Annotated in this window: 20 protein-coding genes; 15 read left to right on the top strand and 5 right to left on the bottom strand. The window is 69.8% G+C overall.

What is annotated here, in order from left to right; all coding sequences use genetic code 11:
• Nucleotides 1-98 precede the first annotated feature (98 nt).
• From mltB to AB3X08_RS03815, 3 genes are all read left to right on the top strand, one after another.
• A complete protein-coding gene (gene mltB / locus AB3X08_RS03805; RefSeq protein WP_369936334.1) occupies nt 99-1,235 on the top strand; it encodes a lytic murein transglycosylase B in 1,137 nt (378 codons plus the stop codon).
• Nucleotides 1,232-2,677, top strand: coding sequence for a septal ring lytic transglycosylase RlpA family protein (locus AB3X08_RS03810; protein ID WP_369936335.1), 1,446 nt, complete (start codon nt 1,232-1,234; stop codon nt 2,675-2,677). The genes mltB and AB3X08_RS03810 overlap by 4 nt, the downstream gene beginning before the upstream one ends.
• Before the next feature lie 187 nt (nt 2,678-2,864).
• On the top strand, nt 2,865-4,076 hold the full coding sequence (locus AB3X08_RS03815) for a D-alanyl-D-alanine carboxypeptidase family protein (RefSeq protein WP_369936336.1): 1,212 nt from the start codon (nt 2,865-2,867) through the stop codon (nt 4,074-4,076).
• 110 nt (nt 4,077-4,186) lie between these two features.
• Here AB3X08_RS03815 and AB3X08_RS03820 read toward each other — a convergent pair whose 3' ends face one another.
• Nucleotides 4,187-5,254: a lipid A deacylase LpxR family protein gene (locus AB3X08_RS03820; protein WP_369936337.1), complete on the bottom strand. Its 1,068-nt coding sequence runs from the start codon at nt 5,252-5,254 to the stop codon at nt 4,187-4,189.
• Nucleotides 5,255-5,524: 270 nt separating this feature from the next.
• Between AB3X08_RS03820 and AB3X08_RS03825 the strand changes: the two genes are divergently transcribed.
• From AB3X08_RS03825 to AB3X08_RS03840, 4 genes are all read left to right on the top strand, one after another.
• Nucleotides 5,525-5,803 (top strand): DUF493 family protein, encoded by a 279-nt coding sequence (locus tag AB3X08_RS03825; RefSeq protein ID WP_369936339.1) that lies wholly within the window; start codon nt 5,525-5,527, stop codon nt 5,801-5,803.
• Nucleotides 5,804-5,901: 98 nt separating this feature from the next.
• The gene (lipB, locus tag AB3X08_RS03830) at nt 5,902-6,504 is read left to right on the top strand and encodes a lipoyl(octanoyl) transferase LipB (RefSeq protein WP_369974782.1); all 603 of its coding nucleotides are present in this window, start codon (nt 5,902-5,904) and stop codon (nt 6,502-6,504) included.
• A 22-nt stretch (nt 6,505-6,526) separates the two neighbouring features.
• The gene (gene lipA, locus AB3X08_RS03835; RefSeq protein WP_369936340.1) at nt 6,527-7,543 is read left to right on the top strand and encodes a lipoyl synthase; all 1,017 of its coding nucleotides are present in this window, start codon (nt 6,527-6,529) and stop codon (nt 7,541-7,543) included.
• Between the two features lie 237 nt (nt 7,544-7,780).
• Nucleotides 7,781-9,958, top strand: coding sequence for a carboxy terminal-processing peptidase (locus AB3X08_RS03840; protein WP_369936341.1), 2,178 nt, complete (start codon nt 7,781-7,783; stop codon nt 9,956-9,958).
• 310 nt (nt 9,959-10,268) lie between these two features.
• Here AB3X08_RS03840 and AB3X08_RS03845 read toward each other — a convergent pair whose 3' ends face one another.
• Nucleotides 10,269-11,012, bottom strand: a complete 744-nt coding sequence (locus tag AB3X08_RS03845) for a sulfite exporter TauE/SafE family protein (protein WP_369936343.1) — start codon at nt 11,010-11,012, stop codon at nt 10,269-10,271.
• An 85-nt stretch (nt 11,013-11,097) separates the two neighbouring features.
• On the opposite strand from AB3X08_RS03845, the gene AB3X08_RS03850 reads away from it, so the two are divergent.
• Complete coding sequence (locus AB3X08_RS03850) at nt 11,098-12,012, top strand: LysR substrate-binding domain-containing protein (protein WP_369936344.1); 915 nt, start codon at nt 11,098-11,100, stop codon at nt 12,010-12,012.
• 24 nt (nt 12,013-12,036) lie between these two features.
• On the opposite strand, the gene AB3X08_RS03855 is transcribed toward AB3X08_RS03850, so the two are convergent.
• Entirely contained in the window at nt 12,037-12,918 is an 882-nt protein-coding gene (locus AB3X08_RS03855) for an endonuclease/exonuclease/phosphatase family protein (RefSeq protein ID WP_369936345.1), read from the bottom strand.
• Between the two features lie 86 nt (nt 12,919-13,004).
• Nucleotides 13,005-14,000, bottom strand: coding sequence for a glycosyl hydrolase 53 family protein (locus AB3X08_RS03860; protein WP_369936346.1), 996 nt, complete (start codon nt 13,998-14,000; stop codon nt 13,005-13,007).
• A gap of 284 nt (nt 14,001-14,284) precedes the next feature.
• Here AB3X08_RS03860 and AB3X08_RS03865 point away from each other — a divergent pair, with 284 nt between their 5' ends.
• The 6 genes from AB3X08_RS03865 (at nt 14,285) to AB3X08_RS03890 (ending at nt 20,340) form a co-directional block, all read left to right on the top strand.
• Nucleotides 14,285-15,340, top strand: a complete 1,056-nt coding sequence (locus tag AB3X08_RS03865) for a bifunctional nicotinamide-nucleotide adenylyltransferase/Nudix hydroxylase (protein WP_369936347.1) — start codon at nt 14,285-14,287, stop codon at nt 15,338-15,340.
• A 64-nt stretch (nt 15,341-15,404) separates the two neighbouring features.
• Nucleotides 15,405-16,829, top strand: a complete 1,425-nt coding sequence (locus AB3X08_RS03870) for a nicotinate phosphoribosyltransferase (RefSeq protein WP_369936348.1) — start codon at nt 15,405-15,407, stop codon at nt 16,827-16,829.
• A gap of 38 nt (nt 16,830-16,867) precedes the next feature.
• Nucleotides 16,868-17,944 (top strand): hypothetical protein, encoded by a 1,077-nt coding sequence (locus AB3X08_RS03875; RefSeq protein ID WP_369938410.1) that lies wholly within the window; start codon nt 16,868-16,870, stop codon nt 17,942-17,944.
• Complete coding sequence (locus tag AB3X08_RS03880; protein ID WP_369936350.1) at nt 17,937-19,010, top strand: DNA methyltransferase; 1,074 nt, start codon at nt 17,937-17,939, stop codon at nt 19,008-19,010. Before AB3X08_RS03875 ends, AB3X08_RS03880 begins: the two co-directional genes overlap by 8 nt.
• Before the next feature lie 77 nt (nt 19,011-19,087).
• Nucleotides 19,088-19,828: a DUF2242 domain-containing protein gene (locus AB3X08_RS03885; protein WP_369936351.1), complete on the top strand. Its 741-nt coding sequence runs from the start codon at nt 19,088-19,090 to the stop codon at nt 19,826-19,828.
• A gap of 143 nt (nt 19,829-19,971) precedes the next feature.
• Nucleotides 19,972-20,340, top strand: a complete 369-nt coding sequence (locus AB3X08_RS03890) for a glycine zipper 2TM domain-containing protein (RefSeq protein ID WP_369936353.1) — start codon at nt 19,972-19,974, stop codon at nt 20,338-20,340.
• A 197-nt stretch (nt 20,341-20,537) separates the two neighbouring features.
• On the opposite strand, the gene AB3X08_RS03895 is transcribed toward AB3X08_RS03890, so the two are convergent.
• Nucleotides 20,538-21,425, bottom strand: coding sequence for a TIGR01777 family oxidoreductase (locus tag AB3X08_RS03895; protein WP_369936354.1), 888 nt, complete (start codon nt 21,423-21,425; stop codon nt 20,538-20,540).
• A 216-nt stretch (nt 21,426-21,641) separates the two neighbouring features.
• Between AB3X08_RS03895 and AB3X08_RS03900 the strand changes: the two genes are divergently transcribed.
• Complete coding sequence (locus tag AB3X08_RS03900; RefSeq protein WP_369936355.1) at nt 21,642-22,943, top strand: hypothetical protein; 1,302 nt, start codon at nt 21,642-21,644, stop codon at nt 22,941-22,943.
• Nucleotides 22,944-22,997 lie beyond the last annotated feature (54 nt).

Consider the following 22,997-nt stretch of genomic DNA (forward strand, 5'->3'; position numbering starts at 1 on the left):
CAGCATGAATACGACAAGCCGGCTTGACTCGCGGCAAAGTTCTTTTGTTTCATGGCGTTATTGGTGGAAATTCATCTGGACTCTGTTAACCTGCCGGCATGATTCGACGTTCGCTGATTTGCCTGATCACGCTTGGCCTGGTCGCATGCGCGACCCAGCCCAAGGCGCCGCCGTCGCCGCCGCAGGCCACGACGCTGCCGCAACCGCCGCCGCCCGCGTCGCCGCCTGCCGGTACCGCGCCCGAAGCGGCACCCGCACCGCCGGTCGACCTGACCCCGGTGCCGTTCGAGATCGCGCGCGCCAACTTCGTCCGCGACACCGCGGCCAAGTACGGCCTGGACCCGGCGCAGATCGAGGCGACGCTGGCGCAGGCGCAGTTCAAGGACGCGATCGTGGCGGCGATGTCGCGCCCGGCCGAGCGGGTCAAGCCGTGGAGCGAATACCGGCCGATGTTCATCAGCCAGGCGCGCATCGACGGCGGCCGCGCGTTCCTGGCCACGCACCGCGAAGAACTGCTGCGCGTGCAGGCGCGCACCGGCGTGCCGGCGGAGATCATCGTCGCGATCATCGGCGTGGAGACCAGCTACGGCAAGAACGCGGGCAGCTACCGCGTGCTCGACGCGCTGTACACGCTGGCGTTTCGCTATCCGCGCAGCGGCGACCCGGCCAAGCTCGAACGCGAAGTGCGCCGCGAGCTGTTTTTCCGCGACGAACTCGGCCAGCTGTTCGCGCTCGGCCGCGAGGAGAACCTGGACGTCACCACGCTGATCGGCAGCTATGCCGGCGCGATGGGCCTGGGCCAGTTCATGCCGTCCAGCTACCGCCAGTTCGCGGTGGATGGCGATGGCGACGGCAAGCGCAACCTGTTCACCGACTACGACGACATGTTCTCCTCGATCGCCAACTACTTCGTCAAGAAGGGCGGCTGGGTGCGCGACGGCGCGGTCGCGGTGCCGGCCACGCTGCGTCCCGGTGCCGAGGAATTCAATCCGACCGACTGGACTCCGAGCTACACGCTGGCCGACCTGGCCGCGCGCGGCTACCAGCCAGCCGCACCGGTTCCCGCCGGCGCCACCGCCACCCCGATCACGCTCGAGGGCAGCGCCGGCAAGCAGTACTGGCTCGGCTTCCAGAATTACTACGCGATCACCCGTTACAACATTTCCAAGATGTACGCGATGGCCGTGTACCAACTGTCCCAGGCCATCGCCGGCAAGGAGTTACCCCCGGCATGAACCCGAACGCGCTGCTCCGGATCGTTCCCGTCGTCGCCCTGCTGGCGCTGGCCGCCTGCAGCAGCGCCCCGAAGAAGACCGCCGGCGGCGCCGGCTCAGCGCCGGGGGTCAAGGTGGAAGGCCGCGGTCCGGCGCATGTCGCCACCGGCTGCCCGTCCACCTCGCCGTACGCACCGGCCAAGGAAGACCCGTCCAAGCGCGGCAACTACACTGCCGGCGGCCTGTACGCGCCCGGCGTCAGCGACAGCACCCCGGACTACGTGCCCAACGTGGCCTGCATCCCCGAGCCGCTGGTCACCGACGAGCCGCGCTCGGCGATCGGCAACCGCTCGCCGTACATGGTGCTGGGCCGCGAATACACCATCATCGACGACCCGCACAGCTACGTCGAACGCGGCACCGCTTCGTACTACGGCAGCAAGTTCCATGGCCGCCTGACCTCCAATCGCGAGGTCTACGACATGTACGCGTTCACCGCTGCGCACAAGACCCTGCCGCTGCCCAGCTTCGCCCTGGTCACCAACCTGGACAACGGCGAATCGGTGGTGGTGCGGGTCAATGACCGCGGCCCGTTCCACGACGACCGGGTCATCGACCTGAGCTACGCGGCGGCGGTCAAGCTCGGCATCACCGGCAAGGGCACTGGCCGGGTCGAAGTGCGCGGGCTGACGCCGGCCGACAACGGCAACCTGCTCGCATCGCGCAGGACCGGCAAGCAGGTCGTCACCGGCACCGCGCTGGCCAGCGCGGCCGGCGCCGGCAATGCCGCGCAGGCCGCCGCGGCGCGGCGCGCCACCGACATGGACAACCTGGTCAAGGCCTTGCCGGCCAAGCCGGCCACCGTCGTCGCCGCGGCCAACGCGCCGGCACGCAGCGCTGCCACCAGCAGTACCGCGGCGCCCAGCGCCGCCAGCGCGACCGCCGCTGCGGCGGCGCTGCCGGAAGGCGAGCGCTGGCGCTACCGCGTACAGGCCGATGCCGACACCGCGGCCAATGCCGACCATTTCGACGACTGGATGAAATCGCGTGGCGTGCGCGTGGCGACCGGCAAGCCGGCCAAGGTCGATGCGACCGCAGCCGCCACGCAGGCGCCGCGGCGCGCCACCACGACCGCCGTCGCGGCTGCGGCACCTGCGCCGGCACCCAAGCCTGCAGCGCCGCCCGTGTCGGCGACCCGCGCGGCCGCCGACAACGCCGCGGCGCGCGGCCCGCTCGGCATCCTGCTGCAGGTGGCCAGCTTCGCCAGCCGCGAGAACGCCAACCGCGCGCTGTCGCAGCTGGCCTCGGCCGGCATCGTCGGCGCCAGCGTCAGCGACATCGTGTCCGGTGGGCGTACGTTGTGGCGGTTGCGGGTCGCCGCCGAGGACAGTGGCCGTGCCACCGAGCTGGCCAGCCGCATCGCCGGCCTCGGCTTCGGGCATCCGCAGATCGTCAAGGACTGAAGCGCGCGGCGAACCCGCGCGGCTGTCGCTGCCGCGCGCCGGCCGCCGCCAGCTTCGCGGACCGCTCCCGCGCCGATGGCTTAACGCTGCCTCCCGCCTGCGCCGCCGCGGCGCCTGGGCGGGCGCCGGCTGGCCCTACAATGCCTCGTTTACCATCGGCCTTCGGGCCCGCCAGGAGTCGTTTTAGATGAAATTCCGCTTTGCCGTCGCCGCCGTGGCCACCTTCGCCGTCGGCCTGGTTTCCGCGCAGACCCCCGGCCCGGTGCCGGCATCGCCTGCCGCCGCTGCCACCGCGCCCGCCGCCGTGGCGATCCCGCCGGCGCCCAAGCCGGCCGTGTCCAAGTCCTGGGTGTTGATGGACTACGCCACCGGCCAGGTGCTGGCCGGCGAGAACGAGCACGCGCGGGTGGCCCCGGCCAGCATCACCAAGGTGATGACCTCCTACGTGATCGCCGCCGAACTGAAGCTGGGCAAGATCAAGCGCGACGACCAGGTCATGCTCAGCGAGCGCGCCTGGCGCGAGGGCGGCGCCGGCACCGACGGCAGCTACAGCGGCTTCCCGGTCAACCAGACCGCGCGCCTGGAGGACATGGAAAAGGGCATGGCGATTCAGTCCGGCAACGACGCGGCGATCGCGCTTGCCGAACACGCCGCCGGCAGCGAGGAAGCCTTCGCGTCGCTGATGAACAACTACGCGGCCAAGCTCGGCATGACCGGCTCGCATTTCGTCAACGCCCACGGCCTGTCCGCCGAAGGCCACTACACCACCGCCTACGACCTGGCGCTACTGGGCCGGGCGATGGTGCGCGACTATCCGGAAACCTACGCCTACAACAAGATCAAGGAATTCCGGGTCGGCGACATCACCCAGCAGAACCGCAACCTGCTGCTGTGGCGCGATCCCAGCGTGGACGGCATCAAGACCGGCCACACCTCCGAAGCCGGCTACTGCCTGCTCAGCTCGGCGCAGCGCGGCGACCAGCGCCTGATCGCGGTGGTGATGGGCGACAGCTCCGAGAAGCAGCGCGCCGAGGACAGTCTGGCGCTGCTCAACTGGGGCTTCCGGTTCTTCGAGACCCACCGCCTGTACGAGCCGGGCAAGCAGGTCGCGCAGCAGCGCGTGTGGAAGGGCACCGAGAAGGAAGTGCTGCTGGGCGTGGCGCAGCCGCTGCTGGTCGGCGTGCCGCGCGGCCGTTACAACGAACTGAAGCCGTCGATCGATGTGCCCAAGACCCTGGAAGCGCCGATCAAGCAGGGCCAGGCGATCGGCACGGTGAAGGTCTCGCTGGACGGCAAGGTGATCGCGCAGGCGCCGCTGGTGGCATTGAAGGCGGTCGACGAGGCCGGCTTCTTCAAGCGCCTGTGGGACAGCTTCTGGATGTGGTGGGAAGCCGAATGATTTGAAAAAAAGCCGGCTTGCGCCGGCTTTTTTTGGGATTGGGGATTGGGATTCGTCGGAGCCGGGTGCGTTTTTCCAATCCCGAATCCCGAATCCCCAATCCCGGCCTTTCAAAGCCGCCGGCTGATCGTGAAGCTGCCGAACACCGGCGTCTGTTTCTGCAGGTCGAATTCGCGGGTGCTCCAGTAGCGCGCCAGCGCGAACTTCCACTTGCCGCGCATCACCGCCAGGCCGAACCCGGCCTCGCCGACGAAGGGGCGCTTCTTCACGCTGTGGCTGTCGCGGAAGGTGTTGCCGTCCAAGGTGATGTCGCGCAGCACCCAGCTCGCGTCGCTGGTCAGGAACAGATGGGCCGACCAGCCGCGGCCCATGCCGTAGCGGGGCGGGGCGGTGTTCTCGCCGGCCGGGCGCAACGGCGAGCTGCCGAAATCGTCGGGCAGTTTCCAGCCGAAGCGCACTTCGGCGCCGGCGTTGGCGTGGGTCTGCAGGGTGCCGAGCGCGCCGCCCCAATGGCTGATCGCGTCCCAGCCCCAGCCGTCGGCGTTGACCGCCGCGTCGCCGGGCCAGCGGCGCATGCGTTCGTGCACCAGGCGGAACACCGGTTCGTCGTGCAACTGGTTGTCCCAGCCGAGGAATTTCTCGTCGCCGAGCACATCGTGCACCGCGTCCTGTACCTGCTTGCCCTGCGCCGATGGACCGACCATGCCCAGGGTCAGCTGGGTGGTGCGCAGGCGGTCCTGGTTGCGCGCGTTGTAACCGAAGTTCACCGCCAGGATGCCGGCGTACGGGCGGTCGTCCTTGATCAGGTCGCGGCGGGTCTTGTCGGTCGGGGTGAAGATGGCCTGGCCGAAACTGAAGATCATGTTCTGCTGCTCGAACTCGCCCGGGTGCAGGCGCTCGAGGTAGCGGTTGACCGCCCGCGCCAGCCGCGGCAGGCAGGGGTCGTCGGTGAAGTCGACCAGGTTCGGCGACACCAGGGTCACGCCGAAGCCGTTGGTATAGCCCTGGTCCTGGCCGGCACCGCCGAACAGGTCGTTGTCGACGCGGAAGTTCACCGTCGGCGGGGTGTCTTGCAGTGCGCTGCCGGCGCACCGGTCGGTGGCGGCGGCAGCAGCAGCGGGCAGCGCAGCGAGGGCGAGCAGCACGGCGAAGGCGAGAGGCAGGCGCGATGACGGCATGGGCGACGTCCCTGGGGGAGGAGGGGATGGGGTAAGCCGACGCTAGCGGGACGGGTGCACGCGTCCCGTGAAGCCTGCATTCATGAAAGTGCGGGGCCGAGCATAGGCCGCGGCGGTGTTCGCGCGAAAGCCGTGTGGCCGTATCGCTTCGTCCTATCGGCATCGCTTGCCAACGGCGCTCACATGCTGCCAAAGCGCTGCGGCTGCGCGAGCGGCCTGCCGGCGCGCCGCGGCCTTGGGTTTGCCCGGCGCCGGCCCGATAATGCAGCCATGGATATCTCCTCCGACAACCCCGATCACGGCTTCCAGTTCCCCGGTGTCTTCGAGCTCAGCGCGATGGGCGCCGCCAATACCGGGCTGGAGACCGAACTGCCGCGCCTGCTCGCCCAGGCCGGCGTGGACGTGCTAGAAGAGCGCGTCAGCTGGAAGCATTCGTCCAACGGCAAGTACGTGTCCGTGCGGATCGCCTTCCGCGCCGCCGACCGCGCCCAGTACGACGCCGCGCACCTGGCGTTGCGCGAGCATCCGGAAGTGAAGTGGACGCTGTAGCCGGCGCCGCGGTACTGCCACCGGAACCGGCGCAGGCGCTGCCGCCGTGCCAGGTCCGCGATCTCGGCCGCCAGCCCTACGAGCCGGTGTGGCGGGCCATGCAGCGCTTCACCGATGCGCGCGGGGACAGCAGCGCCGACGAGCTGTGGGTGGTCGAGCACGATCCGGTGTTCACCCTCGGCCAGGCCGGCAAGCCCGAGCACGTGCTGGCGCCCGGCGAAATCCCGGTGCTGCACGTGGACCGCGGCGGCCAGGTCACCTATCACGGCCCCGGCCAACTGGTGGTGTATCCGTTGCTGGACCTGCGCCGGCTCAAGATCGGCGTGCGCGACTACGTGTGCCGGATCGAACAGGCCATCATCGATACGCTGGACGAATGGAACATCCTCGGCCAGCGCCGCGATGGCGCGCCCGGCGTCTACGTCGGCGCGGCCAAGGTCGCAGCGCTCGGCATCCGCGTGCGCCGCGGCTGCACCTTCCACGGCCTGTCGTTCAACGTGGCGATGGACCTGGAGCCGTTCCATCGCATCAACCCCTGCGGCTACCAGGGCCTGCAGGTGACCTCGGTGCTAGACTTGGGCGGTCCCTCCGGCATGCAGGCCGTCAAACCGGTGCTGCTGGCCCAACTGGCGCGCCAGTTCGGGCTGACCCTGCAGCCGCTCGACGCCTTGCCCGACCTCACGCTCACGCACGCGGCCTGACCGCCTGCCCGCCGACGACGCCATGACCCAGCCCAGCGCACGCACCATCCCCCTGCAGGTCCTTTCCGGCGACAGCGCCTCCGCGTCCGCGCCGCTGCAGGCCGGCGTCAAGCAACTGGGCGGGGACAAGATCAACCGCTCGCCGGTGCAGTTCGCCGACGCGCCGGTGCTGCGCAAGCCGTCGTGGATCCGGGTGCGGATCCCGTCCGGCAATGCCGTGCAGACCCTCAAGGCCAAGCTGCGCGAGAACCGCCTGGTCACGGTCTGCGAGGAAGCCAGCTGCCCGAACATCCACGAGTGCTTCAGCCACGGCACCGCCACCTTCATGATCCTGGGCGAGGTCTGCACCCGCCGCTGCTCGTTCTGCGACGTCGCCCACGGCCGGCCCAAGCCGCCGGACGCCGGCGAGCCGGCCAGCCTGGCGCAGACCGTGGCCGACATGGGCCTGCGCTACGTGGTGGTGACCAGCGTCGACCGCGACGACCTGCGCGACGGCGGCGCCCAGCACTTCGCCGACTGCATCGGTGCGATCCGCGCCGCGGCGCCGGCCACCCGCATCGAGATCCTGACCCCGGACTTCCGCGGCAAGGGCCGCATGGACCGCGCGCTCGAGATCCTGGCGACCAATCCGCCGGACGTGTTCAACCACAACATCGAGACCGTGCCGGACCTGTATCCCAACGTGCGTCCCGGTGCCGACTACCAGTGGTCGCTGACCCTGCTGCAGAAGTTCAAGGCGCAGCACCCGTCCATCGCCACCAAGTCCGGGATCATGCTCGGCCTGGGCGAGACCATGGAGCAGGTGCAGGCCACGCTGCGCGACCTGCGCGCGCATGACGTGGACATGGTCACCATCGGCCAGTACCTGCAGCCGACCGCACACCACCATCCGGTGATGCGCTACTGGACGCCCGAGGAATACAAGGCGCTGGAGGACTACGGCAACGCGCTGGGCTTCAGCCACGTCGCCTCCGGACCGATGGTGCGCTCGTCGTATCACGCCGATCGGCAGGCTGCCGGCGCCGGCGTCGCCGCCTGAGTCCGCCCTGCGGCACCGGTTCCGCTGCCCCTCGCGTCCTGGCGGTCGTCCAGGACGCCCGCCGTGCCGCCCGCATTGCCCACCCGCAGCAGCCGCATCGGCGCCATTCACACTTCGCTACCGGGCCGCGGCTAGTCTGGTTCAGGAACAGGTGACACGGCCTGCAACTTGCGGCACTGTCGTGTTGTCTCACGCGATCTGCAGCCCCCCTGACGGCCTCGTGCCGAGAGTACGTAGATGAAATTCAAAGCTTCCGCCTTCCTGCTGGCGTTCGCGCTGACCGCGCCGCTGGCGCTGTTCGCCCGCACCGACGCGCCCGCGTTGCCGGCCGCCTCGACCGCGGACCAGGCCACCACCGCCAAGCTGGTGTATGGCCTGCTCTCCGACAGCCGCTACGCCTACCGGCCGCGCGCGCTCGACGAGGCGACCTCGAAGGAAGTCTTCAAGAAGTACCTGGAGACGCTGGACGGCAGCAAACAGTTCTTCACCCAGGCCGACGTCGACAAGTTCGCCGCGTTCCAGACCAACCTCGGCAGCAATATCGCCTCCGGCCAGCTGGAACCGGCATTCCAGGTGTTCGCCGTGTACCGGCAGCGCGTGGACGAGCGCATCGGCTACGCGCGCAAGCTGCTCAAGCAGGACTTCGATTTCAACGGCAGCGAGAAGTTCGAGTACGACCGCAAGGACGTGCCGTGGCCCAAGAACGACCAGGAGCTGGACGACCTGTGGCGCAAGTCGGTGATGAACGACTGGCTGCGGCTCAAGCTCGCCGGCAAGAAGCCCGATGACATCCGCAAGACCCTGGACAAGCGCTACGCCAACCTCGCCGATTCGGTGAAGGAGCTGAAGAGCGAGGACGTGTTCCAGTTCTTCATGAACGCCTACACCAACACCGTCGATCCGCACACCGACTACTTCACCCCGCGCACCGCCGAGAACTTCAACCAGCAGATGTCGCTGTCGCTGGAAGGCATCGGCGCGCAGCTGCAGAAGCAGGACGACATGGTGGTGATCCGCGAGGTCATCCCGGGCGGTCCGGCGGCGGTGGACGGCACGCTGAAGGCGGGCGACCGCATCGTCGGCGTCGGCCAGGGCAAGTCCGGCCAGGTCGAGGACGTGATCGGCTGGCGCATCGACGACGTGGTGGCCAAGATCCGCGGCGACAAGGACACCCAGGTACGCCTGGAGTACATCCCGGCCGAAGCGGGCGTGGACGGCAAGCACCGCCAGCTGCTGCTGACCCGGCAGAAGGTGCGCTTGGCCGAACAGGCGGCCAAGGGCGAGACCATCACCCTGCCGGCGAAGGACGGCGCACCGGCGCGGCGCGTCGGCGTGATCAAGCTGCCGGCGTTCTACCAGGACTTCGAAGGCCGCCGCCGCAACGCCAGCGACTACGCCTCGGCGACCCGCGACGTGGCCAAGCTGCTGGCCGGCTTCAAGACCGACAAGGTCGACGGCGTGGTGCTGGACCTGCGCAACAACGGCGGCGGCTCGCTGGACGAGGCGATCGAACTGACCGGCCTGTTCATCGAGCAGGGCCCGGTGGTGCAGGTGCGCGAATCCGGCGGCCGCGTCACCGTCAACAGCGACGACAACCCGGCCGTGGCCTGGGACGGCCCGCTGGCGGTGTTGATCAATCGCGGTTCGGCCTCGGCTTCGGAGATCTTCGCCGGCGCGATCCAGGATTACGGCCGCGGCCTGATCATCGGCGAGACCAGCTTCGGCAAGGGCACGGTGCAGAACATCGTCGACCTGGACCGCTGGCCGGCCAACGAGACCGACCGCTTCGGCCAGGTCAAGCTGACCATCGCCCAGTTCTTCCGGGTCAGCGGCAGCAGCACCCAGCACAAGGGCGTGGTGCCGGACATCGCGTTCCCGGCCAGCGTCGATGCCACCGAGTTCGGCGAGAGCACCTATCCCAACGCCTTGCCGTGGACCCGCATCGCCGCGGTGCCGCACACCCAGTACGGCAACTTCGCGCCGCTGCTGCCGAAGCTGGAGACGCTGCATGCCAGCCGCATCGCCAGCGACAAGGAATTCCAGTGGTGGGAAGAGGACGTGCAGCAGTTCCGCACCGAGGCGGCGAAAAAGTACGTGGTGCTCAACGAGGCCGAGCGCCGCGCCGAGCGCGAGAAGCAGGACGTGCAGCGCAAGCAGCGCCAGGAGATGCGCAAGCAGCTCGGCCTGCCGCTGGATCCGCTCGCCGACGACAGCAGCGACGACGGCCTGACCGGCAACGAGCGCGACATCGTCAAGGATGCCGCGCGCGAGAAGCTGGTCGACAAGCGCCCGGATCCGCTACTGCGCGAGTCGGCCTCGATCCTGGCCGACGCGCTGAACCTGCTGGAAAAGGACCGCCCGCTGTCGGTGCAGGTGCTGCCGCAGTCCACCGGCCCGGGGCGCTGGGCCGACTGAGCCCGCGCCGCATCGCCACGCGAACCCGAACGCGCCATCGCCCAGCGGTGGCGCGTTTTTCGTTGCCGTTCGCATGATGGCGGTATGCCATCGCCTGTGCTCGCGCCGACGGATGCGCGGCAGAGCGGCCAGCACGGTGCCGGCCGATCGCATTGCAGGAGAGGCTAGGGCCATCAACTCCCACAGGCGGCCCGACACACGCTTGTGTAGGAGGGGCTTCAGCCGCGACATTCGCCTTGTCGGAGAGGACCTGTCGCGGCTGAAGCCGCTCCTGCAGGTGCGTGCGCATCCGCTGGATCGAACGCGTGGCCTACCCCAGCGCTTGCCACAGCTGATGCACGCCCAACGCCAGCAAGGTCAGGAAGAACACCCGGCGGAACGCCTCGGCTGAGATGCGCTGGCGCAGGCGCGCGCCCAGCCACATGCCCGCCGCAGTCGGCAGCAGCGCCAGCAATGACGGACCGAGCGCGCTGCGCGCGAAGACGCCGTGCCAGGCCAGGGCCGTGGCGAGCGCCAGCGTGGCCGTGCCGAAGCAGTAGCCCAGCGCGCGCATCAAGATCTCCCGTGGCAAGCCCAGCGCGACCAGATACGGCAACGACGGCAGCACGAACACCCCGGTCGCGCCGGTCAGCAGGCCGGTCGCCAATCCGGCCGCCGGGCCCGCCCAGGGTTCGTGCCGCGGCGGCAGCCGGCCTTGCCAGCGGCTCAGGCCGAGCAGCGCGTACAGCGCCAACAAGGCGCCGAGTCCACCGCGCGCCAGCGCAGGATCGGCGCCGACCAGGATGCCGGCGCTGAGCCAGGTGCCGATCGCGATCGTCGCCAGCAGCGGCCACAGCCGCCGCAACAGTGGCGCCGCACCGGTGCCCCAGGCTTGCTGCAGATTGGTCAGCAGCGACGGCAGCACCAGCAGCGCGGCCGCTTCAGGCGGTGCCAGCCACAGCCCCAGCAAGCCCATGGCGACGGTCGGCAGGCCGGTACCGGCCACGCCCTTGACGAAGCCGGCCAGGCAGAACACCAGGGCGATCGGCAGCAGATGCGGAATCAGCGATTGCATGCCTGCAGCATCGGCGCTGCAGCGGCCCCGGACAATGCGCGATCGCTTCAGGCAGACTTCGGCAACGACGAAGGCTGGAGCGGGGATGCACCTGGATTTCATCGACTTGCGGCTGTTCGTGGCGGTGGCCGAGGCCGGCAGCATCACCGCCGGTGCCGACCGCGCCGCATTGTCGCTGGCCGCGGCCAGCGCACGCATCCGCGCGCTGGAACTGCAGGCGGGTGCGGCACTGTTCAGGCGCGGCCGCCGCGGCGTGAGCCTGACCGCGGGCGGCGCCGCGCTGTTGCGGCACGCGCGGCAGCTGCTGCGTCAGGCCGAGGCGATGCGCGCCGAACTGGGCGAGCATGCCGGTGCCAACCAGGCCACGGTGCGGCTGCTGGCCAATACCGCGGCACTGTACGAATGGTTGCCCGAACTGCTGGCCGAGTTCCTGGTCGCGCATCCGCGCATCGATCTGGCCTTGCGCGAACAGGGCAGCGGCGCCGCGGCCGACGCGGTGCGCGAGGAGCGAGCCGACCTGGCGGTGATCGCCGACCATGCCGACCTGTCCGGTCTGCACGCGCAGGCATTCCGTAAGGACCGGTTGGTGCTGGTGACGGCGGTCGCGCATCCGCTGGCACGCGCGCCGCAGCTGCACCTGGCGCAGCTATGGCAAGCCGAGTTCCTCGGCCTGGCCGACGACAGCGCGCTGCAGCGGCACCTGCGTACGCAGGCTGCGCGCGCCGGCGGCCAGTTGCGCATCCGCGCCCACGTGCACGGCATCGAGCCGCTGTGCCGGATGCTGGCGCGCGGCGCCGGTGTGGCGATCCTGCCGCAGGCCGCGCTGGCCCGGGTCAGCGTGCGCGAACAACTGGTCGCCGTGCCGTTGCAGGAGCCGTGGGCGGCGCGGCAGTTGTCGATCGTGTGGCGGCCCGCACCGGCGCCGGCGGCGGCAGTGCGTCAGGTGCTGGACTGGCTGTGCGCGCATGCCGACGGCGCAGCGATCGCCGGCGCGGGATGACATCCCGCGCGCAGGCGATGCGCCTCACTGCGGCCAGGCGAACTCGGCTTCCACCGGAAAATGGTCCGACGGCCAATGTCCCTGCGGCCGCGCGTCCAGCGTGGCGAAGTGGGTGGCGCGCAATCCGCGCGACAGGATCCAGTCGATGCGCCGATCGGGATGGCCGGTGAAATCGTGGAAGGTCGCTTCCTGTCCCTGCGCGTGCGGCGCCTGCTTGCGCGCGTCGGCCAGCGCAGGCACCAGCGTGCGGTAGGTGGGCGAATCCGGCGTGGTGTTGAAGTCGCCGGTGATCACCACCGGCACGTCGGCCGGCAAGGCCTGCACGCGCGAGAGCAACAGCGCGGCGCCCTTGGCGCGCGCGGGCTCGTCTTCGTCGCGGTACGGCAGGTGGGTGTCGAACAGGTAGAAGCGGCGTCCGTCGGCGACGCGTTCGAACAGTCCCCAGTTCACCATCCGCGGCAGCGGGTGGCCCCAACTGATGCTGCCGACCACGTCCGGCGTGTCCGACAGCCAGAAGTCGCCCGATTCCACCAGCTTCAGGCGGCGGCTGTCGTAGAACACGCCCATGCGCTCGCCGTCCTCGCTGCCGTCGCGGCTGCGCCCGAACCAGCGGTAGTCGGGCAACTGCGCGGCCAGGTAATCGGCCTGCAGCTTGACCAGCTCCTGGGTGCCGAACACATCCGGATGCTGCGTGCGGATCAGCGCGGCCATCGCGCTGCGGCGGATCTCCCAGCGCTTGTCGCCGTCGGTATCGACCGGTACGCGCACGTTGAAGCTCATCACCTTGAGCGGCGCCGGCGCGGCGGGTGGCGCGGGCTTGCGCGCCTGTGCCGGCGCGATGCACACGCCCAGCATCAGCAGCAGAGGGAGCGCAAGTTTGCGCGCGGACGACAACGACATCGACATGGCAGATCTCGACAGGAGCGGAGCGCGCGATGGTGGCATGGCGGCGGTGTCGGTGACCACCGCGTGGCGCTCCTGCCGAGCGGCGATCAGTTGAACGCCGACAGCGCCTGGGTGAGTTTCCCGTTGTTGTCGACCGCGCCCATCGTGTAGCCCTGCCAGCCCGGATAGGCGTCGGGTTCCCAATAGAACACGCCCAGCCCGCGGCTGCCGAGCGCGCGGGTCTTGCTGAGCAGATCGGCCAGCATCGCGCGGGTGGCGGCGGCCTGCTGCCAGTCCATGCCGACCTCGCTGACGATCACGTCAGACCCGTAGCGCGCCACCATGTCCTGCATATTGCTGGCGATCTGCGTGTTGGCGCTCTGCCAGGCGTTGCTGGACGGATAGTGCGACATGCCGACCACGTCCCACTTGCCGCCGGCCGACTTGAGACTGTCGAAGAACCAGCGGAAGGTCGCGTTGTCGTAGCCGTTGGCCAGGTGCACCACCACCTTGGCGCCGGGGTAGACCGACTTGCTGGCGTTGTAGCCGCTGTTGATCAGCTGCGCGAGGTTGCCGAAGTTGGGCGTCTTGCCGTCCGGCCACAGCATGCCGCTGTTGATCTCGTTGCCCACCTGCACCCAGCTCACGTCGATGCCATTGGACTTGAGGTAGGAGAGGATGCCGCTGGTATGCGCGTATACGTCCTTGACCAGGGTGGCGAAGTCGTGGCCGTTCCAGGCGGCCGGCTTGGTCTGTTTGCCGGGATCGGCCCAACTGTCGCTGTAGTGGAAGTCGATCATGATGCGCATGCCCTGCGCCTTTGCGCGCCTGGCCATGTTCAGCGTGTCGGCGCCGTCGTTCCAGCCGCCCTGCGGATTGACCCACACGCGCAGCCGGATCGCGTTGACGCCGGTGCCCTTGAGCAGCGCGAAGAAATCGGTGGTGGCGCCGGAGGCGTTGCGAAAGACGCGGCCGCTGCTCTCCTGCTGGTCGATCCAACTGACATCGGCGCCCTTGGCGAAGGTCTGCGCCATGGCCGGCGCGCACAGGCAGGCTAGCAACACCAGCAACCAGGCGGACACGCGCTTGCTCAATCGGTTCATGCGATTCTCGCAGTGGTGGGAGGAGGGAAGGAGGGGCGTCGCGTGGCAGCGAACGGCGGCCGGCGTGACATGCCGGGCTGTTCCCGCGGCCGCGGCGCGCACGAGGCTAGCGCGATCGCCGTGGCGACGCGCGCTGCACTGCAGCGGGTTGGCGCGGTATCCGGATGCGCTGCCTGGATGGCCGATGAATCTGCGCGGTGCGTCACTTGACGCGATGCGGCATCGGCGTAGCATTCCGCTCACGCCAAGGGACAGACCCGCGGCGATCCACCCAACCGTGAGGGATGCTCATGGAGTTTGATTACCTTGTTTTCATCGGGCGCTTCGAGCCCTTCCACAACGGCCATGCCGCCGTTGCCCGCCACGCCCTGGCGCGTGGACAGAAACTCATCTTCCTCATCGGCTCGGCCGAGACTCCCCGCACCATCCGCAATCCGTGGACGGTGGCCGAACGCAGCGTCATGATACAGGCCGCGCTCGAGGGCGCCGGCGAGCGCCTGATCCTGCGCCCGCTGCGCGACCACCTCTACAACGAGAGCCAATGGATCGCAGCGGTGCAGTCGGCGGTGGCCGAGGCGGTGCGCGCCGATGGCGGCGGCGCCGAGGCGCGCATCGGCCTGATCGGCATGGACAAGGACGCCAGCAGTTATTACCTGCGCGAGTTCCCGCAATGGCCGCTGGTCGACGTGCAGCACACCGAGACGCTGTCGGCGACCGAACTGCGCCGTTACCTGTTCGAGGCCGGCAGCATCGATTTCCACGGCGCGCTGCTGATGCTACGCGGCAACGTGCCGGCGCCGGTGTTCGACATGCTCGAGGCGTTCCGCAAGAACTCGCCGTCGTACGCGGAACTGCTGGCCGAGTACCAGTTCATCGAGCAGTACCGCGCCGCCTGGAAGGAGGCGCCGTATCCGCCGACCTTCGTCACCGCCGATGCGGTGGTGGTGCATTCGGGCCACGTGCTGCTGGTGCGGCGCCGCGCCGCACCGGGCAAGGGCCTGTGGGCGCTGCCGGGCGGCTTCGTCGGCCAGCACGAGAGCATCTTCGATGCCTGCCTGCGCGAACTGCGCGAGGAAACCCGGCTGAAGATCCCGGTGCCGGTGCTGAAGGGGTCGCTGAAGAACCGTCACGTATTCGACCATCCCGAGCGCAGCCTGCGCGGGCGCACCATCACCCACGCCTTCCACTTCGAATTCACCTTCGGCGAATTGCCCGAGGTGCGCGGCGGCGACGATGCCGACAAGGCGCGCTGGATCCCGGTCAGCGAGGTGCTGGGCATGGGCCCGAAACTGTTCGAAGACCACCTGCACCTGCTCGAATTCTTCCTGGGCCGCGGTTGACCGCGGCCTTCCCGGCCGGCGGACAGACCGCTGGCCTTCCCCCGACGCGAAGGAGCTTCCCGTCATGCAATGCCTGAACAACCTGCTGCTCAACACCGACAGCTACAAGGCCAGTCACTGGCTGCAATATCCGGCCGGCACCGATGCCACGTTCTTCTACGTGGAATCGCGCGGCGGCGTCTACGACCGCACCGTGTTCTTCGGCCTGCAGTCGATCCTCAAGGAGGCGCTGGGCCGCGCCATCACCCATGCCGACGTCGACGAGGCGCGCGACCTGTTCGCCGCGCACGGCGAGCCGTTCAACGAGGCCGGCTGGCGCGATATCGTCGACCGTCTCGGCGGGCAGTTGCCGATCCGCATCCGCGCCGTGCCCGAGGGCAGCGTGGTGCCGACCCACAACGCGCTGATGACCATCGAGTCCACCGACGCGCAGGCCTACTGGGTGCCCTCGTACCTGGAAACGCTGCTGCTGCGCATCTGGTATCCGGTCACCGTGGCCACGGTCAGCTGGCACGCCAAGCAGACCCTCCGCCAGTTCCTGGAACGCACCAGCGACGATCCGGAAGGGCAGCTGCCGTTCAAGCTGCACGACTTCGGCGCGCGCGGCGTGTCCAGCCTGGAGTCGGCGGCGATCGGCGGCGCCGCGCACCTGATCAACTTCCTCGGCACTGATACGGTGTCCGGGCTGTTGCTGGCGCGCGCGCACTACCACGAGCCGATGGCCGGCTACTCGATCCCGGCCGCCGAGCACAGCACCATCACCAGCTGGGGCCGCGAGCGCGAAGTGGACGCGTACCGCAACATGCTCCGGCAGTTCGGCAAGCCGGGCGGCGTCGTCGCGGTGGTGTCCGACAGCTACGACATCTTCCACGCGATTCGCGAACACTGGGGGACCACGCTGCGCGAGGAAGTGATCGCCTCCGGTGCCACCGTGGTGATCCGCCCCGATTCCGGCGACCCGGTCGCGGTGGTGCATCAATGCCTGGAACTGCTTGACGAGGCCTTCGGCCACAGCGTCAACGGCAAGGGCTACAAGGTGCTCAACCACGTGCGCGTGATCCAGGGCGACGGGGTCAACCCGACCAGCATCCGCGCGATCCTGGAACGCGTTACCAGCGCCGGCTACGCCACCGACAACGTCGCCTTCGGCATGGGCGGGGCGCTGCTGCAGCGGCTGGACCGCGACACCCAGAAGTTCGCGCTGAAGTGCTCGGCCGCGCGCGTGGACGGCAAGTGGATCGACGTCTACAAGGATCCGGTCACCGACAAGGGCAAGCTCAGCAAGCGCGGCCGCATGAGCCTGCTGCGCCATCGCGAATACGGCGGCTACCGCACCGAACCGGTGCCGGCCGCGGCCACATCGCTGGACGAACTGGCGCGGCCTGCCGGCTACGACGATGCCATGGTCACCGTGTGGGAAAACGGCCGCCTGCTGCACGACTGGAGCCTGGCGCAGGTGCGCGAGCGCGCGAACGCCGCGCGTCTGTAGGTGCCGGCATGGATGCCAGCATGGAGTGCGCGCCGCCGCTGAGCGGCGCCTCGCCGCTGTTCGCCGCACTGCGCGCGGACATGCCGCACCTGGAATGGCGGGTGCCGGCCGCCGCCGATGCCGCGCGCTGGCGCGTGCAGCGCATCGGCGGACGCGACTACCGCGTCGCGCAGCCGGTGACCTTCACCCCGTACGCGTCGGTGCGGCCGTGCTCGGCGCGCTGCCGCTTCTGTTCGGAGACGCTGCGCCCGCAGGCCGGCGGCACCGCCGCGGCCAGCCTGCGGCCACCGCCGGACTATTTCGCGATGCTGCGCCAGGGCCTGGCGCAGCTGTCCGGGCTGCCGCTGTCGCAGTCGCTGTCGGGGCTGGAAATGACCGACGACGAAGCCTGGTTCCTGCAGCTGCTGCAGACGCTGGGCGAGGCCGAACGCGACGGGCTGCTGGTCGAGCAGCGCGTGCTGTACAGCAACGGCGCCGGTTTCGCCCGCGGCCGTGGCGATGCCTTGCTGGACGCGCTGCAACGCTTCGGGCTGTCCTGGGTGGAGTTGTCGCGGCACCACCCGCAGCAGGCCGGCAACGACGCGATCATGCGCTTCCGCGACGGCGAGGCGATCGCCGATGCGCAGGTCTTCGTCGCCACCGCGCAGCGCATCGCCGCCGCGCTGCCGCTGCGCATGGTGTGCATCCTGCAGCACGGCGGCATCGCCGATGCCGACGGCGTCGCCGCCTATCTGCGCTGGGCACGCCAGTGCGGTGCGCGCACGGTGATCTTCCGCGAGTTCTCGCGGCTCGGCGACGGTTACCGCAGCGGCGGCACCCAGCGCTATCTGGCGCAGGCGCGGGTCGGCGTGGAGCAGGTCGTGGCCGCGTGCATGGCCACGCCATGGTGGCGCACGCTGCGGCCGCTGCAGATCACCGAGGGCTATTACTTCTGGAACCTGCGCATGGCCACCGCCGACGGCATGGAGGTGGTGTTCGAAACCTCCGACTACACCGCGATGCAGGCGCGTCACGACAGCGGCGACATCTACAAGCTGGTGTTCTTCGCCGATGGCCGGCTGTGCGCCGGCTGGCAGCCGGAGCGCGATCTGTTGTGGCAGGCCCGGCATGGATAGCATGAATAGCCGCAGCTGGTGGACGCCGCCGCCGGACCCGCCCGAGCACCGCTTGCCCGACGACCTGCGCCAGCGCGATCCGCTGGGCGCGCGCGACTGCGGCTGGGTCAGCCAGATGCGTCCGTTCGTGCGCCAGTTCAGCGCGCCGGACGCCTGCGTGCTGGACCCGTTCTGCGGCTTCGGCAGCACCTTGCTCGCTGCCGAACTGGAAGGCCGGCGCGGACTGGGCGTGGAGATCGACGCCGCGCGTGCGGCGCTGGCGCGCGAGCGCCTGCAGCGGCTCGGGCTGCGTGCCGAGGTGCGGGTCGGCGCGTTGCCGCAGCTCGCGCTGCAGACGCCGGTCGATCTGTGCCTGACCAACGTGCCGTACTTCGGGTGCGACTGGCCGGGCACGGTGTCGCCGGGCCAGCTGTATGCCAGCCCCGATTACGCGGCGTACCTGAGCGGGCTGCGCGCGGTGTTCCATGCGGTGCGCCGTTGCCTGCGCGACGACGGCTTCTGCATCGCGATGGTGGAGAACGCGGACGTCGCCGGCGTGTGCGTTCCGCAGGCCTGGGACCTGGCGCGGATACTGGGCAGCCTGTTCGTGCCCTGCGCCGAGCGCGTGCTGTGCTATCCGCGCGAGAGTGTGCAGGCACTGGCACCCGGCGACACGCGCAGCGACCGCAGCCACGAATACGCACTGATCTTCCAGAAACGGCGCGACGCGATCGACCTGCCTGGCAGCGCGCAATTGCTCGCCGCGCTGCACGCGGACGGGTTCGATTTCACCCTGTACGGCAGTTACCCGGCATGGCGGGCCGACCCGGGCGCGGCCGCGCGCCCGCCTGGCGACGTGGACCTGCTGCTGCCGCACGACCTCGACCACCTGCAACGGCTGCTGGACTGGCTGCGCGCACGCGGCTTCGCGCTCAGCCTGTGGGGCGAGCCGCTGGCGGCGCCGCTGACGCTGGCGGTGCTCGACGCCCACCACTACCTGCGCGCCGAACGCCGCGACCGTGGCGGCGGCCTGCTGCGGGTCGACCTGTCGCTGCAGCCGGCGCCGGGCTCGCTAACCGCGGGATGAGCGCTGGCGGCCCATCAAGGCCGCCTCGACACGCTTGCGGCTATCCTTGGCCGGTTCCTTCCTTACGGTCCACGGCCATGTCCGCTTCCTCCAACGTCCTCGCCTTTCCTGCGCTCGTGCTGGTCGCGATCGGCCTGAGCGGCTGCTTCGCCCGCAAGCAGGACAACCTGGTGAAGGAGACCTTCAACTCCGACAACACCTATTCGCGCAGCTATCCGGTACAACCGGGCCAGGCCTGCGAATCGGCGCGGCGCGCGCTGCTGAGCCAGGGCTACGTGGTCGCCAAGGCCACCGCCGATACGGTCGAAGGCACCAAGAACTTCCAGCCCAACCAGGAGTCGCACGAGCAGCTGGAGCTGCGCGTGTCGTGCGTGGCGCACGGCCAGGACGAGTCCTGGGTGTTCGTCAGCGCGCTGCAGGACCGTTATGCGCTGAAGAAGAGCGCGACCTCGGCCAGCGTCGGCGTCGGCGTGCTCGGCTCGGTGTCGTTGCCGGTCGGCAGCAGCGACGACTCGCTGGTGCGCGTGGCCAGCAGCACGGTGCAGGACGGCGATTTCTACAAGCGCTTCTTCGAGCTCATGGCGCAATACCTGCCCAAGGCCAAGCCGGCCGCGCCGCCCGAACCGCCGCCGGCGGCAGCGCCCAAGCCGGAGCCGGCCGCTGCGGTACCGGCGCCTGCAACGGCGCCTGCACCCGTTCCGGCAGCCGAACCTGCAACTGCAACTGTGTCCCCGACGCCAACATCGACGCCGGTGGCGGAAGCCGCGCCTGCGCCTGCTGCCGCGCCCGCGGTTGATGACGGCGCTACGCCGCGCTGAACTACGCGTTTATCCGCGGCTGCGGAAGCTGAATAGAGGGCTTTTCGCTTCACGATTCATTCGCAATCGCGGTGCAAAGGTGGCGCCGTCGGGAGTGCGATGCCGGTGTCAGGCATCGGCTCCGCCACCCAGGAGCAACCAGCATGAACACTTTCAAATCCGCCGCTTGTCTGAGCATTCTCGCGATCGCCACTGCTGCCGCGCCGCTGGCGCAGGCGCAGCGCCATTACGGGCCGGAAGACGCCGGACGCCGCTTCAACGACGGCACCCGCGTGCACTGCAAGAAGGTCGCGGTGCAGAAGAACAACACCGACCCCAACCGCATCGGCGGCACCGTGGCCGGCGCCGCGATCGGCGGCCTGCTCGGCAACCAGATCGGCAAGGGCGACGGCAAGAAGTTGGCCACGGTCGGCGGCGCGGTCGCCGGCGGCGCCACCGGGCGCTACATCCAGGGCCAGCGCCAGCAGGCCAACGGCAACCGCCGCGTCGAGACGGTCTGCAAGCGCTACTGACGCCACGCCGCGATCGGCCATCGCGGCGCACTCGGCAAGTAGAAACGCCCCGGCGGACAGCATCCGCCGGGGCGTTTTGCGTTGTGTGCTGCACACGCCGTGGCTCGCTTTTCTGTAGGAGCGGCTTTAGCCGCAACCTGGCGTTGCCGGAGGCGTTCTGTCGCGGCTGAAGCCGCTCCTACAAATGCGAGTTCCGCCTAGCCGATCACGGCACTCAGCGCCGCGCCCAGCTCCGGATAGCGAAACACGTAGCCTTCCTGCTGCGCGCGCGTCGGCAGCACCCGCTGGCTGCCCAGCAGCAGCTCGGCCATCTCGCCGAAGGCCAGGCGCAGCGCCGCGGCCGGTGCCGGCAGCAGCGCCGGCCGGTGCAGCGCCTGGCCCAGTTGCTGGGCGAAGTCGGCATTGGTCGCCGGGGTCGGCGCGGTGGCGTTGTATGCGCCGTCGCCGCCATGCTGCAGCAGCCACAGCAACAGGCCGACGTGATCGTCGCGATGGATCCAGCTCATCCATTGCCGGCCGTCGCCCATGCGCCCGCCCAGGCCGAGTCGGAACGGCGGCAGCATCCGCGACAAGGCGCCGCCGTCGCGGCCGAGCACCACGCCGGTGCGGACCAGGCTGGTGCGCACGCCCAGCGTCTGCGCGCGCAACGCCTCGGTTTCCCAGTCGCGGCACAGATGCGCGGCGAAGTCCTCGCCGGCCGGGCTGCGTTCGTCGAGCAGGTCGTTGCCGCGATCGCCGTAGTAGCCGATCGCCGAGCCGGACAGCAGGCAGGCGGGACGCTGCGCCGGGTCCAGGTGCGCGATCCAGTCGAGCAGCGCGCGGGTGGTGCCGATGCGCGAGGTGCGGAAGCGGCGCTTGCGGGTTTCGTTCCAGCGGCCAGCGCTGAGCGGTTCACCGGCGAGATTGATCACCGCGTCCGCCGGAGCCGCGCCCTGCAGGTCCTGCAGGGCCTGCACGCCGGGCAGTGCCCGCGCCGCACGTGCCGCGTCGCGGCTGAGCACGCTGACCTGGTGGCCGGCCTGGAGCAGGGCAGGGCACAGTGCGCGGCCGATGAATCCGGTGCCGCCGGTGACGAGCACATGCATGACGAGGTTCCGCGAGCAGGGGAGCGGCAGTGTAGGGCCGGCCGCCATGGCCGCCGAGTGAATACGCCTGCCGAGCGCGGCCATGCGCATCGCCATGGCGCACGGCTTCGCGGCGCATGCACCGCGCGCAGGTCACGCTGCGCGCCCGCGTGTGGGTGCCGCGTTGCCGCCGTGCCTGCTGCCGCTGCCCTTGTTCGCATCTGCCATGCTCGCGCCATGACCGTCCCGACCCCGAACCCGCCAACGCCGCATCGATGCCGTTTCGCCGCGCGCCTGCTGCTGGCGCTGGCACTGGTCGGCGGCGCCGCGCTCGCCGCACCGCCCGAGCCGGCCGAGCAGGCCAGCGCCGACTGCCTGGCCGCGCTGCTGCGCCAGCTCGGCTGGCGCATCGACAGCACGCCGGCCGCGCAGCCGCGGCTGCTGCCGGGTACGCCCTGCGAACGCAGCTCCCTGGACGACGCGCGGGCGCACGGCGACCTGCAGGCGGCGTTGCCGGCGCAATGGAGTCAGGCGCAACGGCGCGATGCGCTGCGCGCGCTGCTGGAGACGCCGGCCACGCAGTGCGGCTATTTCCTGCTGCTCGGCGCCGCCACCCAGCGCGCGGTGGCGCAGTTGCAGGGCAATCCTGGCTACCGCTTCAGCGCGCTGCAACTGGGCTGGATCGGATTCGGCCCAGGCGGCGCGCGCCGGCAGGGCTGGCAGCGCTTTCGCAGCTTCGGCCGCGGTTATCGTCCGGCGCAGGGCAATGCGCGTGCGATCGAGGCGTTCTACAGCGGCCACGTGCGCTCGGAGTGCGGCGTCGGCCGGCAGATCGCGCAGCTCGCCACGCAGCGCGAGCTGTACGGCGATGCCGGCTTCGATCAGGCGTTCAGCGCCGGGGAACTGTCGATCGGCACCTTCCTCACCCTGCACGACACCGACAGCATCCTGCTCGGCGCGCACGCCGGCGAGTTCCTCGCCGACGGCAAGGCGGTCAAGACGTCGCAACTGGGCGGCGCCGCCTTCCTCGGCGCGCCCGGTTTCATCGCCCATGTGCTCGAACGCCGCTACCTGGACGACATCAACAACCAGGCGGAGAACTTCGTGGTCGTGGCGGTCAGCGCCGACGCGGCGGCGGCATTGCGCCGGCATGGTGGCTTCGCCCACTACGACGCCAGCAACCGTCGCATCTGGGAACTGGCGCAGGCGCTGCGCGGGCGCGGCCGCGAGCGCTTCGAGAAACTGCTGTTCGAACGCGATCCCGCCTTGCGCGCGACGTTGTCGCCGGCGCAACGCAGTGTCCTGGCGCAGATCGACACGCTGCTCGACGATCCCTTCTACCGGGGCTTCGAGGTGTACGTGCATCCCAAGGGCACGAAACCGATCGGCTACCACGTGGCGCGCCTGCTGGACCGCAATCCGCGCACTCCGTTCGCGATCGACCTCACCTTGCACAATCTGCACACCACCTTGTACCGGCGTTGGCGCGACCACCAATTGCAGGCCTGCGCGCAGGGCGCGCAGGCGCAATCGCCTTAGCTGCGCGTCAGCCGCGGCATGGCGCTTCGTGCGACCCTAATGCCCCTCACTTCG

Source organism: Xanthomonas sp. DAR 34887 (genome assembly GCF_041245805.1).
GTDB lineage: Bacteria > Pseudomonadota > Gammaproteobacteria > Xanthomonadales > Xanthomonadaceae > Xanthomonas_A > Xanthomonas_A tesorieronis.

Excerpts from the sequence above, each read along its gene's own strand:
- lipB (WP_369974782.1), top strand. The coding sequence starts at position 5,902 with ATGCAGCGCTTCACCGATGCGCGCGGGGACAGCAGCGCCGACGAGCTG.
- AB3X08_RS03895 (WP_369936354.1), bottom strand. The coding sequence starts at position 21,425 with ATGCATGTGCTCGTCACCGGCGGCACCGGATTCATCGGCCGCGCACTG.
- AB3X08_RS03825 (WP_369936339.1), top strand. The coding sequence starts at position 5,525 with ATGGATATCTCCTCCGACAACCCCGATCACGGCTTCCAGTTCCCCGGT.
- AB3X08_RS03860 (WP_369936346.1), bottom strand. The coding sequence starts at position 14,000 with ATGAACCGATTGAGCAAGCGCGTGTCCGCCTGGTTGCTGGTGTTGCTA.
- AB3X08_RS03840 (WP_369936341.1), top strand. The coding sequence starts at position 7,781 with ATGAAATTCAAAGCTTCCGCCTTCCTGCTGGCGTTCGCGCTGACCGCG.
- AB3X08_RS03820 (WP_369936337.1), bottom strand. The coding sequence starts at position 5,254 with ATGCCGTCATCGCGCCTGCCTCTCGCCTTCGCCGTGCTGCTCGCCCTC.
- AB3X08_RS03900 (WP_369936355.1), top strand. The coding sequence starts at position 21,642 with ATGACCGTCCCGACCCCGAACCCGCCAACGCCGCATCGATGCCGTTTC.
- AB3X08_RS03870 (WP_369936348.1), top strand. The coding sequence starts at position 15,405 with ATGCAATGCCTGAACAACCTGCTGCTCAACACCGACAGCTACAAGGCC.
- AB3X08_RS03815 (WP_369936336.1), top strand. The coding sequence starts at position 2,865 with ATGAAATTCCGCTTTGCCGTCGCCGCCGTGGCCACCTTCGCCGTCGGC.
- AB3X08_RS03880 (WP_369936350.1), top strand. The coding sequence starts at position 17,937 with ATGGATAGCATGAATAGCCGCAGCTGGTGGACGCCGCCGCCGGACCCG.
- lipA (WP_369936340.1), top strand. The coding sequence starts at position 6,527 with ATGACCCAGCCCAGCGCACGCACCATCCCCCTGCAGGTCCTTTCCGGC.
- AB3X08_RS03850 (WP_369936344.1), top strand. The coding sequence starts at position 11,098 with ATGCACCTGGATTTCATCGACTTGCGGCTGTTCGTGGCGGTGGCCGAG.
- AB3X08_RS03855 (WP_369936345.1), bottom strand. The coding sequence starts at position 12,918 with ATGTCGATGTCGTTGTCGTCCGCGCGCAAACTTGCGCTCCCTCTGCTG.
- AB3X08_RS03810 (WP_369936335.1), top strand. The coding sequence starts at position 1,232 with ATGAACCCGAACGCGCTGCTCCGGATCGTTCCCGTCGTCGCCCTGCTG.
- AB3X08_RS03890 (WP_369936353.1), top strand. The coding sequence starts at position 19,972 with ATGAACACTTTCAAATCCGCCGCTTGTCTGAGCATTCTCGCGATCGCC.
- AB3X08_RS03865 (WP_369936347.1), top strand. The coding sequence starts at position 14,285 with ATGCTCATGGAGTTTGATTACCTTGTTTTCATCGGGCGCTTCGAGCCC.
- AB3X08_RS03845 (WP_369936343.1), bottom strand. The coding sequence starts at position 11,012 with ATGCAATCGCTGATTCCGCATCTGCTGCCGATCGCCCTGGTGTTCTGC.
- AB3X08_RS03885 (WP_369936351.1), top strand. The coding sequence starts at position 19,088 with ATGTCCGCTTCCTCCAACGTCCTCGCCTTTCCTGCGCTCGTGCTGGTC.
- mltB (WP_369936334.1), top strand. The coding sequence starts at position 99 with ATGATTCGACGTTCGCTGATTTGCCTGATCACGCTTGGCCTGGTCGCA.